Below are 13,509 nucleotides of genomic sequence, written 5' to 3' on the forward strand. Positions count from 1 at the left end.
ACGTACCCTCGGAGTGGCGGCAGGCGAAGTTTATACGGTTCTTAACGGCTTCATCCATAGCGATACCGCCATGCCGTCGGCCCATATCATCGAAGATTCCGCTTTCACCATCCACCTCTCGGCACAGGACCGGTTCGTCGAAATCCGGATGCGGGGATTCTGGGATGCCACGACGATGCGGCGGTTCGATCGGACGCTGCGGCGGGAATTGCCCTGGCTGCCGCAACGCGGCTGTCCGATCGGCCAGCAGGTCACGTTGTTCGACCTGCTCGATTTTCCCGTCCAGAATCAGGAGACGCTGGCCGCGCTCGGCGCCATGGCGGCCGATCCGTCGATCGGGTCACGGCGTATCGCCGTGCTCGTCGGCAGTACGCTGCTGAAGCAACAGGCGCGCCGGACCGCGCCGGGCTATGGCCTGTTCGGCGATCGGGAATCGGCAATGGCGTGGCTGACCGAGGCGATCGCCGCCTGATCAGTCGAACAGCCCGTCCTGAACCCCCGCCGGCGGCTCGAAACCCAGATGTTTCCACCCGCCCGCATTCAGGCACCGCCCCCGCGCGGTGCGGGCGATCATGCCGATCTGGATCAGATAGGGCTCGATCACTTCCTCGATCGTGTCGCGCGGCTCGCTCAGGCCCGCCGCCAGCGTCTCCACGCCGACCGGACCGCCGCGATACACATCGGCGATCATGGTCAGATAGCGGCGGTCCATCGCATCGAGGCCCTTGGCATCGACCTCCAGCCGGTTGAGCGCGGCATCGGCGGTGCGCGCGTCGACGATCTCGACGCCCGCGACATTGGCGAAGTCACGTACGCGGCGCAGCAGGCGACCGGCGATACGCGGCGTGCCCCGCGCCCGGCGGGCGACCTCGGTCGCGCCGTCCTTGGCGATACCCAGGTCGAGCAGCCCGGCGGCGCGCGTGACGACACGCGTCAGTTCGTCGACCGTGTAGAATTGCAGGCGGATCGGGATGCCGAACCGGTCGCGCAGCGGCGTGGTCAGCAACCCCTGTCGCGTCGTCGCACCGACCAAAGTGAAGCGCGGCAGGTCGATCCGCACGCTGCGTGCCGACGGCCCCTCCCCGATCATCAGGTCGAGCGCGCGGTCCTCCATCGCCGGGTACAGCACTTCCTCGACCGCCGGATTGAGCCGGTGGATTTCGTCGATGAACAGGACGTCGCCATCCTCGAGGTTCGTCAGCAGCGCGGCGAGATCGCCGGACTTCGCGATCACCGGGCCGGAGGTGGCACGGAAGCCGACGCCCATCTCCCGCGCGACGATCTGCGCCAGCGTCGTCTTGCCCAATCCCGGCGGGCCGAAGAACAGGACATGGTCGAGCACATCGCCCCGCCCGCGCGCGGCATCGATGAACACGCGCAGATTCTCGCGCGCCGCCTGCTGCCCGACGAATTCGTCGAGCGCCTTGGGCCGCAGCGCGGCGTCGACGTCGTCGGGGCGGCGGATCGGGGTGGTGATACGGTCGTCGGTCACGCCTGTTCCCTAGACGTTCGCGTGCAGGCGGTCGAGATGCGTCGCACCGTCAGCCATCAAAACGTGACGTAGCGCGGTTTCAGCGTCACCTTGCCCATTGCAGAAACCGTTTGCGTCCAGCAGCGCAGCAGGTCGACCCGAAAGAATTGCGGGTCGCGACAGCGCGGTATCTCCCGAACGCGCGAAAGGTCGCTCGCGCGGTAGATTACGGTGCGGTAGACGGGCTGTCCGGCGATCTGCTCCACGGCACAGGCAATGGCGATATGATCGACTCCGCGCATCACTTCGGGAGCGTTGCAGTCGCGTTCGATCGGGCGACGGCGGCCATCGATCATATCCTCGACCGCCACGCGCAATCCCTCGCGCGGGTCGTTGGCCAAATCGACATAGTAAGGACGGACCAGCAGGTTCGCGCGGATGAAGGTGACGATGTCCTTGCCGTCGAAATTGACCGGCCGTGCACGCAACGCCGCAAAGCTGGGGTCGACCGACGGAATGCCGCGCCCCGTCGCGCTATAGGGTTGGGCGATACAGCGCCGGACATAGGCATCACGCGTTCGCGCGGACGAACCGGGCTTCACCACGAGGATGAACAGGCCGGGACGCATTCCGTCGCATTCCTCGGTCGCGATGACCCGTGCGTCCGGCACGCGCTTGGTGACATCCGCTCCGACCAGCGCCAGCGGATCGGCGGCGGTCTGCAGGACCAGCCACGCTTCCCCGCGTAGAGGCGGCGCGGTACCCGCTGGCAAGATGGCGGCTGATTGGAGTGTCAACATCAGCAGGAACATGCCACGCCCCCGCCCGATCAGCGTGCCGCCTTGCGCAACGCCAGCCGCACCAGCGCGTCAAGGCTGGCACCCGAACCCAGCTCCTCCGCCGCCTTCCCGACCGCCGTCGCCGCCTCGGCCGGTTTGAAGCCAAGGTTCAACAACGCCGATACTGCGTCACCTTCGACACCATCACCGCCAGCCGCGGGAGCGACCGCACCAGGACCGATGGCGATGCCACCGACCTTGTCCTTCAATTCCATCGCGATCCGCTGGGCCAGTTTCGGACCGACGCCATTGGCGCGGGCGATGCTGGCCTTGTCCCCCCGCACGATCGCGGTGCGCACCTCCTCGGGCGACAGGGTCGACAGGATGCCGAGCGCAACCCGCGCGCCGACGCCCTGCACCCCGGTCAGCAAACGGAACCAGTCGCGTTCGTCGGCGCTCGCGAACCCGACCAGCCGGATGAAATCCTCGGCAACCAGCATCTCGGTATGGATCGTCACGCTGCCGCCGACCGGTCCCAGCGCCTGCAAGGTGCGCGACGACGCGCCGACCAGATAGCCGACGCCGTTCACGTCGATGACCGCATGGTCGATGCCGGAGACGGACAGCGTGCCTTTGAGATGGGCGATCATGCGGGACTTCTCTCGATACGGCGTATCCCCGCGCAGGCGGGGATCCAGGGCGACCATCGACGCCGGTTCTGTTTGGCTCTGGGTCCCCGCCTGCGCGGGGATACGGTCGCGGCCACGCTCACGCGCCGATCCCCGTCGACCGCCGCGCCCGCGCCTGTGCGCTGGCAAGGTGATGCGCATGAGTGATCGCCACCGCCAAGGCATCCGCCGCGTCGGGACCGGACAGCTTTACGCCCGGCAGCAGATGGCCGACCATCGCCTGAATCTGCTTCTTGTCCGCGCCGCCGGTGCCGACCACCGCCTTCTTGACGATGCTCGGATGATATTCGCCGATCGCGAGGCCCGCCGTCGATGCGGACAACAGCACGACTCCGCGTGCCTGGCCGAGCTTCAGCGTCGATTGCGCGTTGCTGTTGCCGAGCACCTCCTCGACCGCGGCGCCATCGGGACGCTCGGTGCGGATCACCTCGCCCAAGGCGCCGAACAGCAAAGCGAGGCGGCGGGGGAGCTGCATCGACGGGTCCGTGCGGATCTGGCCGTTGGCGACATGGGACAGGCGGTTGCCATCGGCGCGGATCACGCCCCAGCCGGTGGTGCCGAGCCCGGGGTCAAGGCCGAGGATCAGCAAAACGATCCTCCCCGGCCCGGGGAGGGAGACCAGCCGCACTCCGGTGCAGGGGGGCTTTCACAGGCGATGCACTGCTTGGACATCCCCCTCCACCACCGCTTCGCGGCGGTCCCCCTCCCCGTGCCGGGGAGGATCGGATCCATCAACCCAGCTTCTCCATGACCTCGTCGGACACTTCGTAATTGCCCCACACGGTCTGGACGTCATCGTCGTCGTCGAGCGCGTCGAGCAGCTTGAACAGCGTCGCCGCATCGTCCTCGCCGACCGACACCATCGTCTGCGGCCGCCATGCGAGCTTGGCACCTTCCGCCTCGCCCAGCACCGGCTCCAGTGCCTTCGCGACTTCGTGCAGATCGCCCTGAGCGGTCCAGATCTCGTGGCCGTCCTCGCTCGACGTCACGTCTTCGGCTCCGGCTTCCAGCGCCGCCTCGAACACCTTTTCGGCGTCACCGGCCTTGGCGGGATAGTTGATGAGGCCGACCCGGTCGAACCCGTGGCTGACCGAACCGGCGGTGCCGAGGTTGCCGCCATTCTTCGACACGGCGGTGCGCACGTTGGTGGCGGTGCGGTTGCGGTTGTCGGACAGCGCCTCAATGATGAGCGAAACCCCCGCCGGGCCGAAGCCTTCGTAGCGGATTTCCTCGTAATTCTCCATGTCGCCCTTCGACGCCTTGTCGACCGCGCGCTGGATATTGTCCTTGGGCATCGACTGCGCCTTGGCGGCGTTGATCGCCGCGCGCAGGCGCGGGTTCATGTCGGGATCGGGCAGGCCCATCTTCGCCGCGACGGTAATTTCGCGGCTGAGCTTGGAAAACATGCCCGACCGCTTCTTATCCTGCGCACCCTTGCGGTGCATGATGTTCTTGAATTTGCTATGGCCTGCCATCGGTGCCTCTTTAGGTTCTGGTCCGCTCTTAGGCGGTGGGCGCGGTTCGCGCCAGCGCGTCGATCTTCGCCTCCAGCGCCGCCAGCCGATCGATCACATCGGTATCGAGCTTGGCGTGCAGCGCGAGGATGTCGATCTCTGCGCGCAAATTGGTTTCATAGTCCAGCCGCGCGGCCAGCCGATCCTTTTCCGACTGCCGGTTCTGGCTCATCATGATGACCGGCGCCTGGATCGCGGCGAGGGTCGACAGCATCAGGTTGAGAAAGATGTAAGGGTAAGGATCGAACGCCAGCCCGAAATGCGAGAGCACGTCGGAATTGAGCAGCATCCATCCGAGCAGGACGGCCGTGAAAGCGATGATGAACCCCCACGACCCGCCGACCGCCGCGACCCGGTCCGCCAGCCGATCACCGAACGTCGCGCGCGCATCCGATTCGTCGGCGGCGTCGCGGGTGACGGGGGTGCCGCGTTCGATCGCGGAGAGGACATGGGCCTCTTCCTCGCCCTGCGGGTCGCCATGCCCTTTCAGCAGGCGCGTCGCGAAGTGGAAGACGCTGGCCATGTCCCTGCCCCCCTGGTCCTGCTTAGATGCCGAGCGCCTGCTTGTAGGTTTCGAGCAGCATGTCCGCTTCGTCGCGATGGTGCTTTTCCATGCGGCGCAGGCGGATGATCGTGCGCATCGTCTTCACGTCGAACCCGGTCGACTTGGCTTCGCCATAGACGTCCTTGATGTCGTCGCTGATGCCCTTCTTTTCCTCTTCGAGGCGTTCGATGCGCTCGATGAGCAGGCGGAGCTGTTCCGCCGAGACGTTGTCGGTCATGGGGTTCCCTTAACGATGGTCAAGAATTCGTGAACGGGCGCGCCTAGCCGATCCGCGCGCCCGCCTCAACCGATCAACGGGGTTCGGTCATCGCCGGCGGGTCGCTCGCCGGAAAGCTGTCGTCCAACGCCTCGTCCAGCGCGGCATCGGTGCGGTTCTTCGCGACGCTCTCGTCCATGCGGGCGATCTGTTCGGGGGTCGCGGGCAGCTGATGCGTCGCCTTCCACTGGGCATAGGGCATGCCGTACACCGCCTCGCGCCCTTCGTCCTTCGACAGGCCGGCGGCCTCGCCCAGCCAGTCGCCCAGGCAGTTGCGACAGAAACCGGCCAGCCCCATCAGGTCGACATTCTGCGCGTCGGTGCGATGCTGGAGGTGGCGGACCAGCCGGCGGAATGCGGCGGCCTGTGCGGCGTCGCTGATGGAATCGATTGATGGCATGAGTTTCCGCTCCAAGGTTGAACCTTTACGAATAAGCCTTAGAGGCAGGCGCGCAACGCCCGGAGACTTTCATGACCAAGGCCATCAGCCCCCGTTCGCGCAAGGTTCGCGTCCTCGCCACGCTTGGCCCCGCCAGCAACACGCCGGAAATGATCGCCAAGCTGTTCGAAGCCGGCGCCGACGCCTTCCGCGTCAATATGAGCCATGGCGACCAGCAGTCGAAGGTTGCCGTGATCGAAGCGATTCGCGGGCTGGAGAAGCAGTTCGGCCGCCCGACGACCATCCTCGCCGATCTGCAGGGACCGAAGCTGCGCGTCGGCCGCTTCGCCGAAGGGCGCGTCATGCTCGAAGCCGGGCAGCGCTTCACGCTCGACCGTTCGAACGAGCCGGGCGACGCGACCCGTGTCGAACTGCCGCACCCGGAGATTTTCGCCGCGATCGCCCGTGATGCCCGCCTGCTGCTTGATGACGGCAAGCTGGTGCTGCGCGTCCTCGATCATGACGATGACAAGATCGAAACCGAAGTGGTCGTCGGCGGTGCGCTGTCGAATTCGAAGGGGTTGAACGTGCCCGACGTCGTGCTGCCGATGGCCGCGCTGACACCCAAGGACATTTCCGACCTGCACTTCGCGGTCGACCAGGGCGTGGACTGGATCGCGCTGTCGTTCGTGCAGCGTCCGGAGGATCTGGCCGAAGCGCGCAAGCTCATTCAAGGCAAGGCGGCGCTGCTCGCCAAGATCGAGAAGCCCTCGGCCGTCGCCCGGCTGGAAGAGATCGTCGAGCAGTGCGACGGCGTAATGGTCGCGCGCGGCGATCTGGGCGTCGAGCTGCCGCCGCAGTCGGTGCCGCCGCTGCAGAAGCGCATCGTCGAGACCGCCCGCCGCCTCGGCCGCCCGGTCGTCGTCGCGACGCAGATGCTCGAATCGATGATTACCTCGCCCTCGCCGACCCGCGCCGAAGTGTCGGACGTGGCGACCGCCGTCTATGACGGGGCGGACGCGATCATGCTGTCGGCGGAAAGCGCCGCGGGCAGCTGGCCGGTCGAATCGGTGGCGATGATGAACGACATCTCGCACGCCGTCGAACGCGACCCGGCGCATGGCGACCGCGTCCACTTCACCGTGCTGCGCCCCGATCCCACCACCGCCGACGCGCTGGCCGAAGCCGCCAAGAACATCGCCGCCACGGTCGATGCGAAGGCGATCCTGTGCTTCACGAAGTCGGGTTCGACCGCGCGCCGCATCGCGCGCGAACGTCCCGCCGTGCCGATCATGGTACTGACGCCGCAGATCGACACCGCGCGTCGCCTGGGGCTGCTGTGGGGCGTCCATGCCGTCCACACCCGCGACGTCGAATCGTTCGAGGAGATGGTGGCGAAGGCCAAGCGCATGGTCCTGCGCCACAACATGGCCCGCGCGGGCGACCGTGTCGTCGTCTGCGCCGGCGTGCCGTTCGGAACGCCGGGGTCGACCAACGTGCTGCACGTGGTTCAGATCGTCGGCGACGAACTGAAGAACTATCGGGGGCACGAAGCCTAAAAGCTCCTCCCCGGCACGGGGTGAGGGACCAGCCGCAGGCTGGTGGAGGGGACGCTCCGCAAGCGGAACGCTCGGGACGATCCCCTCCACCACAGCTTCACGGCCCTCCCCCGTGCCGGGGAGGATGTTACTCCGTCTCGCTGCCTACCCGGACATCCACGTCCAGTTCCTCCTCGCCCGCCCCCATCCGGACCCCGGCGATCGGCGCTGCACCCGCGGCATCCAGCGCCACCGCGACCCGGATATGATCGAGGCCCGAACGCCCGCCGGTCGCGGGATCGAACGCGTACCAGCCGCCTGACACATACGCCTCCGCCCAGGCATGCGGCGCAGCGGTCCGCCGTTCGTCGTCGCCGGAAAGGCTGTAGCCCGATACGTAGCGCGCGGGCACACCCTGCGCCCGTGCCGCGGCGATGAAGATTTGCGCCATGTCGCGCGGTCCCAGCCGCTCGTCGCCTGCCGCCTCAGCCGCCGAGCGGATCGCCGGGGTCGGTCGCCGGTCGAGCGGCCAGCGGGCATGGATCGCGCCGGCCAGCGCCGTCATCGCGCCAAGGTCGTCGCCTTGCCCCAGCCCCTCGATCAACGCATCCGCGCGCGTCAGCGGCCTTACGCGACGGAACAGGTCGGGGGGAAACGGCTCGTCGGTGACCTCGATCGGGCCGTCCTGTTCGGTCAGCAGCGCTTCGCCGGACACGGAGAGGACGAGCGTATCGACCGGGCCTTCGGCATAGAGCATCCGGGTGATGTTGCCGTAGCCGTCAAACCCTTCCCGCAGCCGTGCGTCGCAGTCGACATCGATACGCCAGTTGACCACCGTCTGATGGCTCGTATCGCCGGGAAACAGCCGGAGCAGCTGGACGATGCGCGCCTGCGGTTCGGTGAAGCGATACCGCGTCTCATGGTGGACCGACAGCCGCATCAGATGAAGCGGAACTGGCGGGCGATCGCGGCGTCGAGCATCGCATTCTCCCGGATGAAGGCATTCAGATATTCATGCAGGCCGCTGACGATGACCTCGTGTGCGCGGGTCTTCTGCATCCGGGCGAGGCGTGCGCGGGCCATGCGGTCGGCCTCGCCCTGGAAGCCGGTACGCTTGCCGAGCATGTTCAGCATCTCGACCGTTTCGTCGACGCACGCGGCGAGGCTGCGCGGCACTTCGCCACGTGACAGCAGCAGTTCGATGACGTTCGCGGGCTTCAGCCCCTCGCTGTACAGCCAGCGATAGGCGGTGACGGCCGAAACCGTCTGCAGGATCGTGGTCCACTGGTCGCGGTCGATCGCGCCACCGATCCGCTCGCCTTCGGGCAGCAGCAGGTGATATTTGACGTCGATCAGCCGCGCGGTGTTGTCGGCGCGTTCGATTGCGGCACCCAGCTGGACGAACCACGTCGCCTCGTTCTTCATCATGCGCTGGACCGCGCCTTCGAAGCCGCGCGCCTCCGCCTTGATCGCCTCGACCAGGTTGAGGATATCCTCGCCCTCCTCGCCACGCGGTGAGTTGAAGACGATCCACGCGCGGTTGATCGCCGTCCATGCGTCGCGGGTCAGCGCGGTGCGCACCGCCTTCGCATTGTTGCGCGCCGCGTCGAGGCACCACAGAATCGACCCGGCATGGCTGCGGTCGCAGGTCAGGAAGCGGGCGACCGAGGCCTGCCCGACCGCCTGCCCGGTCGCGGCAAAGCTGTCTTCGGTATAGCTGACCGCCAGCGCGCTGGCCCAGGCGGCGTCGCCCGCCGGGCGCGACGACAGCGCGTCGAGCCGCACCGTTGCCTCAACCAGCCGTGCGAGGAAATCGGCGCGTTCGACATAGCGGCCCAGCCAGTAGAGGGAGGCGGCGGTGCGCGACAGCATCGCCATTTCAGCGCCCCCCCTGCGACTGGGTCATGCCGCCCATCGATTGCGCCTGCACCTGCGACTGCACCGGACCATCGTCCATGAGCACGAAACTGTCCTTGGTCCCGCCGCCCTGGCTCGAATTGACGACCAGCGACCCTTCCTTCAGCGCAACGCGGGTCAGCCCGCCCGGCACGACCTGTACCGTCTCCGCACCGGTCAGCACGAATGGGCGGAAATCGACGTGACGCGGGGCGAGGCCAGCGTCGGTCAGGGTGGGCACGGTCGACAGCGCCAGCGTCGGCTGCGCGATATAACGCTGCGGTTCGGCGATCAGCGCGCGGCGGAAATCCTCGATCTCTTGTTTGGACGCAGTCGGCCCGACCAGCATGCCGTAGCCGCCCGACCCGTCGACCAGCTTCACCACCACCTCGTCCAGATGGTCGAGGACGTATTTGAGCGCATCCGGCTCCCGGCAGCGCCATGTCTCGACATTGGGGAGCAAAGGCTCGCTCTCCGCATAAAAGCGGACGATCTCGGGCATATAGCTGTAGATCGCCTTGTCGTCGGCGATGCCGTTGCCCGGCGCATTGACCAGCGCGACATTGCCCGCGCGATAGGCGGCGATCAGGCCGGGTACCCCCAACAGCGATTCCGGCCGGAAAACCACCGGATCGATGAAGTCGTCGTCGATCCGGCGATAGATGACATCGACCCGCACCCGCCCGGCAATGGTCTGCATCCATACCACGTCGTCATCGACCAGCAGGTCGGCCGGCTCGACCAGTTCGACACCCATCGAATCGGCCAGGAAGCTGTGTTCGTAATAGGCCGAATTGAAATGGCCCGGCGTCAGCACGACGCAGGTCGGATGCGCCCCCGCCCCGGGCGGAGCGACGGAACGCATCGTCTCCAGCAGCTTGTCGGGATAGCTGTCCACCGCCGCCACGCGGAAATTGCGGAACAGTTCGGGGCACAGCCGGATCATCGCCTCGCGATTTTCCAGCATGTACGACACGCCCGACGGGGTGCGGGCATTGTCCTCCAGCACGAAGAACTCGTCCGGCCCGGTGCGGACCAGATCGATGCCGCAGATATGCGCCCAGACACCGTGCGGCGGACGGATGCCGGCGATTTCGGGGCGGAACTGCGCGTTGCCGAAGATCAGGTCGGGCGGCAGCACCCCGGCCTTCAGAATGCGGCGTTCGCCATAAATGTCGTCGAGGAACGCATTGATCGCCTGCGTCCGCTGGATCAGCCCCTTGGACAGGCGTGCCCATTCGTCGGCCATGAACACGCGCGGCACGATGTCGAACGGGATGATCCGCTCCGCCGCCTCGCTATCGCCATACACGGCAAAGGTGATGCCCAGCTGGCGAAAGGTCGCTTCGGCGGATTGCAGGCGGCGTTTCAACTCATGGGGCGGCACCTCGCGCATCCACCGTGCCAGTGCCGCAAGGTCGGCGCGCGGATCGTCCGGCCCGCCTTGTCCCCAGATTTCGTCGAACGCTTGCCCCATTCAACCCCCAACGCCGCCTGACGGATTATGCTCCGCATGCTGCGCTGCGAAATCGGTGCTGGCAAGCGGGTTTGGCGGCTCAGGATACCAGTTCGGTCAGCGTCGCCGGCGTAAGTACTTGCGGCAGCACGCGTGCCTCTCCGCTGCCCGGCGCATAATAAAGATATAGCGGCACGCCGGCACGGTTATGCGCCTCGATAAAACGGCCCAGCGCTGGGTCGCCATCGGTCCAATCGCCGACCAGCACCTTTACGCCACCCTTGCCGAACGCCTCCGCCACCGCGCGAGTCTCGATTGCGGCGCGTTCGTTGACCTTGCAGGTCAGGCACCAGTCCGCGGTGAAATAGGCGAAGACCGGTTTGCCCTCTGCGCGCAGCGCCGCCAACCGTGCCTCGCTGAACGGTTCGGCGCCGGCGATCCCGGTAGTCGCAGCGCCGGCCGGCGGTGCGCGCTGCACCAGCGCGGCACTCGCCACCGCCAGCACCAGTGCGGCGATCCCCGGCCTCCATGCCCGATCGCGCCCGCGCAGCTGTCGCCGCCCGGTCCACCACAGTCCCAGCCCGGCGAGCAGCAGTGCCCCCAGCCCCATTGCCATCCCGTCGACCCCGGACTGCCGCCCCAATATCCATGCCAGCGCCAGCGCGGTCAGGAACATCGGCACCGACAGCGCTTTCCGGAACGCGTCCATCCACGCGCCGGGCTTAGGCAGGCGCCGCCGCAGCGCCGGAACGAAGCCCAGCAACAGAAACGGCAGTGCAAGACCGAAGCCCAGCCCGGCAAACACCGCCATCGCCGCGACCGGCGGAAGGACCAGCGCCGATCCCAGCGCGGCACCCATGAACGGGCCGGTACAGGGAGTGGCAACGAACGCCGCGAGTGCCCCGGTGGCGAACGCCCCGCCCCGCCCGCTGCGGTTGCCGACCTGTGGCGTAGGCAGTTCGAACAGCCCGGCGAGGTTCAGCGCGATGCCGCCGGTCAGCACCAGCAACAGCAATACGACGCGCGGATCGGTCAGCTGGAACGCCCATCCCGCCGCCACGCCCGCCGCACGGATCGCGAGCAATATGCCGCCCAATGCCATGCAGGTGACGACCGCTCCAGCGGTATAGGCAACACCCTCCGCCCGCGCATGGACCGCGGACTCGCCCGAACGGGCCAAGCTCAACGCCTTGAGGCTCAGGATCGGAAAGACGCACGGCATGATGTTGAGCAGCAGTCCGCCGAGCAGCGCCCCGGCAAAGGCGATCAGCACGGTGCGGATCGGTGCCGGTTCGGCCGCTGCCGCCACCGTGCCGGGGGTCGCGCGGATCGCGAAGCCCTTCCCCGGACCGGTCGCGAGCACGCCTTCGATCGCAGCCGACTTGCCCGTAGCCTTCGTTTCGATAACGAGGGCGTCGCCGTCGCGCGCGATCTTTTGCGGCGCATCGTAATCGACCGCGCTCTCGGTGAGCGGGAAGAAATAGGGATCGCCGATCGCCTGCGACGCCGGAAACGGCACGCGTAGCCTCAGGGTGTCGCCAGCCTGGAACAGTGCGGGCGATCCTAGCGGCCGGGGCAGCGCGCGCCGCCAGCCATCGAAATCGGCGCGACGCTCCGGGTTGATCGCGCCGTCACCAATCGTCAGTTCGGTGGCGAGCTCCGCCTTTTCCGGTACGCAGATTTCGCGGGTGCAGACCAGATAGTCGATCGACAGCCGCACCGGCACGATGGTGCCCTTCGCCAGCCCGGCGGGCAGTTGCAGCTCGGTCAGGATGGTCCAGGGTCGCTCATAGACATAGTTCATGATGCCCGCGACGGTCAGCCGCTCGGGCACCGGATAGCGCAAGGGACCGACGCTGGCACCCGCCGGCAATGTCCAGTCGAGCTGCGGCTGGGTGCCGACCGCGCCGGGATTCTGCCAGTAACCGTGCCATCCCGCATCGGGCATCGATACCAGCGCCAGCGCAACGCGCGATCCCGCCGCCGGGGCGTCGCTCTCCGCTACGATCCGCATCTGGACATGCCGCTGTCCCGGCACCTGTGCCGCCACCGGCAACGCGCCCAGAAATGCGAAAAGGATCAGGACGAGTCGCCACAGCGTTCTTGCCGGTGTCATGTACGCCGGGTAGCGAAGTTTCGGGACGGATGCACCGTCCGCGGAGTTCCTTAATGCGTTTCCTGACCCTCGCTGCGCTACTGCTTGGCACCGCCGTCCCCGCTCTGGCGCAGACCGCCGCACCGGCCCCTGTCCCGGCCGCCCTACCGGTGCCGCCGACCTATCCGGCGACGCCGCCCAAGCTGATCGTCGCGATCTCGGTCGATCAATTCTCCGCCGACCTGTTCGCCGAATATCGCGCGCGCTTCACCGGCGGGTTCGTGCGGATGATGCAGGGCGCAGTGTTCCCCTCGGGCTATCAGAGCCATGCCGCGACGGAGACCTGCCCCGGCCATTCGACGATCCTGACCGGATCGCGCCCGTCGCGCACCGGCATCATCGCCAATGACTGGATCGACCAGCGCGGCAACAACCGCCCCGATCACAAGGTCTATTGTGCAGAGGACGAGCGCGTCCCCGGCTCGACCTTCAAGGACTATACCGTGTCCGACGTGCACCTGATGGTGCCCACGCTGGGCGAGCGGATGAAGGCCGCCGATCCGCGCACCCGCGTCGTATCGGTCGCGGGCAAGGACCGCGCGGCGGTGATGATGGGCGGGCACAAGGTCGACGAGCTGTGGTGGTTCGGTAAGGACGGCTTCACCAGCTATGCCGGTCGCACGATGCCGCCGGTCGTCGCACGCGCCAACGCAGCCGTCGCGAAGCAGATCGCCACCGCGCAAGGCCCGATGCCGCTGCGCACCTTCTGTCAGCCGCTAGCCCGCGCCGTTGCGGCCGCGCGCAGTGCGATCGGAACAGGCCGTTTCGTACGCGCTGCCGGCGACGTGAGCATTTTATGCCGATCGCACGC

At 67.2% G+C, this 13,509-nt stretch carries 15 protein-coding genes; 3 read left to right on the forward strand and 12 right to left on the reverse strand.

The window, feature by feature from the left end; all coding sequences use genetic code 11:
* Nucleotides 1-70 precede the first annotated feature (70 nt).
* On the forward strand, nt 71-472 hold the full coding sequence (locus tag CA237_RS02760; protein WP_066689649.1) for a hypothetical protein: 402 nt from the start codon (nt 71-73) through the stop codon (nt 470-472).
* Here CA237_RS02760 and ruvB read toward each other — a convergent pair whose 3' ends face one another.
* From ruvB to CA237_RS02800, 8 genes are all read right to left on the reverse strand, one after another.
* Entirely contained in the window at nt 473-1,492 is a 1,020-nt protein-coding gene (gene ruvB / locus CA237_RS02765) for a Holliday junction branch migration DNA helicase RuvB (protein WP_066689650.1), read from the reverse strand.
* 56 nt (nt 1,493-1,548) lie between these two features.
* The gene (locus CA237_RS02770) at nt 1,549-2,283 is read right to left on the reverse strand and encodes a hypothetical protein (RefSeq protein WP_066689651.1); all 735 of its coding nucleotides are present in this window, start codon (nt 2,281-2,283) and stop codon (nt 1,549-1,551) included.
* A 17-nt stretch (nt 2,284-2,300) separates the two neighbouring features.
* Complete coding sequence (gene ruvA / locus CA237_RS02775) at nt 2,301-2,900, reverse strand: Holliday junction branch migration protein RuvA (protein WP_066689652.1); 600 nt, start codon at nt 2,898-2,900, stop codon at nt 2,301-2,303.
* A gap of 118 nt (nt 2,901-3,018) precedes the next feature.
* The gene (gene ruvC / locus CA237_RS02780; protein ID WP_066689653.1) at nt 3,019-3,528 is read right to left on the reverse strand and encodes a crossover junction endodeoxyribonuclease RuvC; all 510 of its coding nucleotides are present in this window, start codon (nt 3,526-3,528) and stop codon (nt 3,019-3,021) included.
* 142 nt (nt 3,529-3,670) lie between these two features.
* The gene (locus CA237_RS02785) at nt 3,671-4,414 is read right to left on the reverse strand and encodes a YebC/PmpR family DNA-binding transcriptional regulator (RefSeq protein ID WP_055763231.1); all 744 of its coding nucleotides are present in this window, start codon (nt 4,412-4,414) and stop codon (nt 3,671-3,673) included.
* A gap of 28 nt (nt 4,415-4,442) precedes the next feature.
* Nucleotides 4,443-4,976, reverse strand: coding sequence for a DUF1003 domain-containing protein (locus tag CA237_RS02790; RefSeq protein WP_066689654.1), 534 nt, complete (start codon nt 4,974-4,976; stop codon nt 4,443-4,445).
* Nucleotides 4,977-4,998: 22 nt separating this feature from the next.
* Nucleotides 4,999-5,235, reverse strand: a complete 237-nt coding sequence (locus CA237_RS02795) for a DUF2312 domain-containing protein (RefSeq protein WP_066689655.1) — start codon at nt 5,233-5,235, stop codon at nt 4,999-5,001.
* A 73-nt stretch (nt 5,236-5,308) separates the two neighbouring features.
* Nucleotides 5,309-5,674: a DUF1244 domain-containing protein gene (locus CA237_RS02800; protein ID WP_066689656.1), complete on the reverse strand. Its 366-nt coding sequence runs from the start codon at nt 5,672-5,674 to the stop codon at nt 5,309-5,311.
* Between the two features lie 71 nt (nt 5,675-5,745).
* Here CA237_RS02800 and pyk point away from each other — a divergent pair, with 71 nt between their 5' ends.
* Nucleotides 5,746-7,212: a pyruvate kinase gene (gene pyk / locus CA237_RS02805; RefSeq protein WP_066689657.1), complete on the forward strand. Its 1,467-nt coding sequence runs from the start codon at nt 5,746-5,748 to the stop codon at nt 7,210-7,212.
* Nucleotides 7,213-7,339: 127 nt separating this feature from the next.
* On the opposite strand, the gene CA237_RS02810 is transcribed toward pyk, so the two are convergent.
* The 4 genes from CA237_RS02810 to CA237_RS02825 form a co-directional block, all read right to left on the reverse strand.
* A complete protein-coding gene (locus CA237_RS02810; RefSeq protein ID WP_066689658.1) occupies nt 7,340-8,131 on the reverse strand; it encodes a transglutaminase family protein in 792 nt (263 codons plus the stop codon).
* Nucleotides 8,131-9,063: an alpha-E domain-containing protein gene (locus CA237_RS02815; RefSeq protein WP_198158528.1), complete on the reverse strand. Its 933-nt coding sequence runs from the start codon at nt 9,061-9,063 to the stop codon at nt 8,131-8,133. Before CA237_RS02815 ends, CA237_RS02810 begins: the two co-directional genes overlap by 1 nt.
* A 7-nt stretch (nt 9,064-9,070) precedes the next feature.
* The gene (locus tag CA237_RS02820) at nt 9,071-10,564 is read right to left on the reverse strand and encodes a circularly permuted type 2 ATP-grasp protein (protein ID WP_066689660.1); all 1,494 of its coding nucleotides are present in this window, start codon (nt 10,562-10,564) and stop codon (nt 9,071-9,073) included.
* 79 nt (nt 10,565-10,643) lie between these two features.
* A complete protein-coding gene (locus tag CA237_RS02825; RefSeq protein WP_126012673.1) occupies nt 10,644-12,659 on the reverse strand; it encodes a protein-disulfide reductase DsbD domain-containing protein in 2,016 nt (671 codons plus the stop codon).
* A gap of 53 nt (nt 12,660-12,712) precedes the next feature.
* On the opposite strand from CA237_RS02825, the gene CA237_RS02830 reads away from it, so the two are divergent.
* The coding region (locus tag CA237_RS02830; RefSeq protein ID WP_206432937.1) for an alkaline phosphatase family protein at nt 12,713-13,509 on the forward strand (797 nt) is incomplete at its 3' end.

This window comes from Sphingomonas sp. ABOLH (genome assembly GCF_003951715.1).
Taxonomy (GTDB): domain Bacteria; phylum Pseudomonadota; class Alphaproteobacteria; order Sphingomonadales; family Sphingomonadaceae; genus Sphingomonas; species Sphingomonas hankookensis_A.

What these genes read in the sequence shown, in the direction of transcription:
- CA237_RS02770 (WP_066689651.1), bottom strand. Translation starts at nt 2,283, where the DNA reads ATGTTCCTGCTGATGTTGACACTCCAATCAGCCGCCATCTTGCCAGCG.
- pyk (WP_066689657.1), top strand. Translation starts at nt 5,746, where the DNA reads ATGACCAAGGCCATCAGCCCCCGTTCGCGCAAGGTTCGCGTCCTCGCC.
- CA237_RS02785 (WP_055763231.1), bottom strand. Translation starts at nt 4,414, where the DNA reads ATGGCAGGCCATAGCAAATTCAAGAACATCATGCACCGCAAGGGTGCG.
- CA237_RS02815 (WP_198158528.1), bottom strand. Translation starts at nt 9,063, where the DNA reads ATGCTGTCGCGCACCGCCGCCTCCCTCTACTGGCTGGGCCGCTATGTC.
- CA237_RS02790 (WP_066689654.1), bottom strand. Translation starts at nt 4,976, where the DNA reads ATGGCCAGCGTCTTCCACTTCGCGACGCGCCTGCTGAAAGGGCATGGC.
- CA237_RS02800 (WP_066689656.1), bottom strand. Translation starts at nt 5,674, where the DNA reads ATGCCATCAATCGATTCCATCAGCGACGCCGCACAGGCCGCCGCATTC.
- CA237_RS02760 (WP_066689649.1), top strand. Translation starts at nt 71, where the DNA reads ATGCCGTCGGCCCATATCATCGAAGATTCCGCTTTCACCATCCACCTC.
- CA237_RS02795 (WP_066689655.1), bottom strand. Translation starts at nt 5,235, where the DNA reads ATGACCGACAACGTCTCGGCGGAACAGCTCCGCCTGCTCATCGAGCGC.
- CA237_RS02825 (WP_126012673.1), bottom strand. Translation starts at nt 12,659, where the DNA reads ATGACACCGGCAAGAACGCTGTGGCGACTCGTCCTGATCCTTTTCGCA.
- CA237_RS02810 (WP_066689658.1), bottom strand. Translation starts at nt 8,131, where the DNA reads ATGCGGCTGTCGGTCCACCATGAGACGCGGTATCGCTTCACCGAACCG.
- ruvA (WP_066689652.1), bottom strand. Translation starts at nt 2,900, where the DNA reads ATGATCGCCCATCTCAAAGGCACGCTGTCCGTCTCCGGCATCGACCAT.
- CA237_RS02820 (WP_066689660.1), bottom strand. Translation starts at nt 10,564, where the DNA reads ATGGGGCAAGCGTTCGACGAAATCTGGGGACAAGGCGGGCCGGACGAT.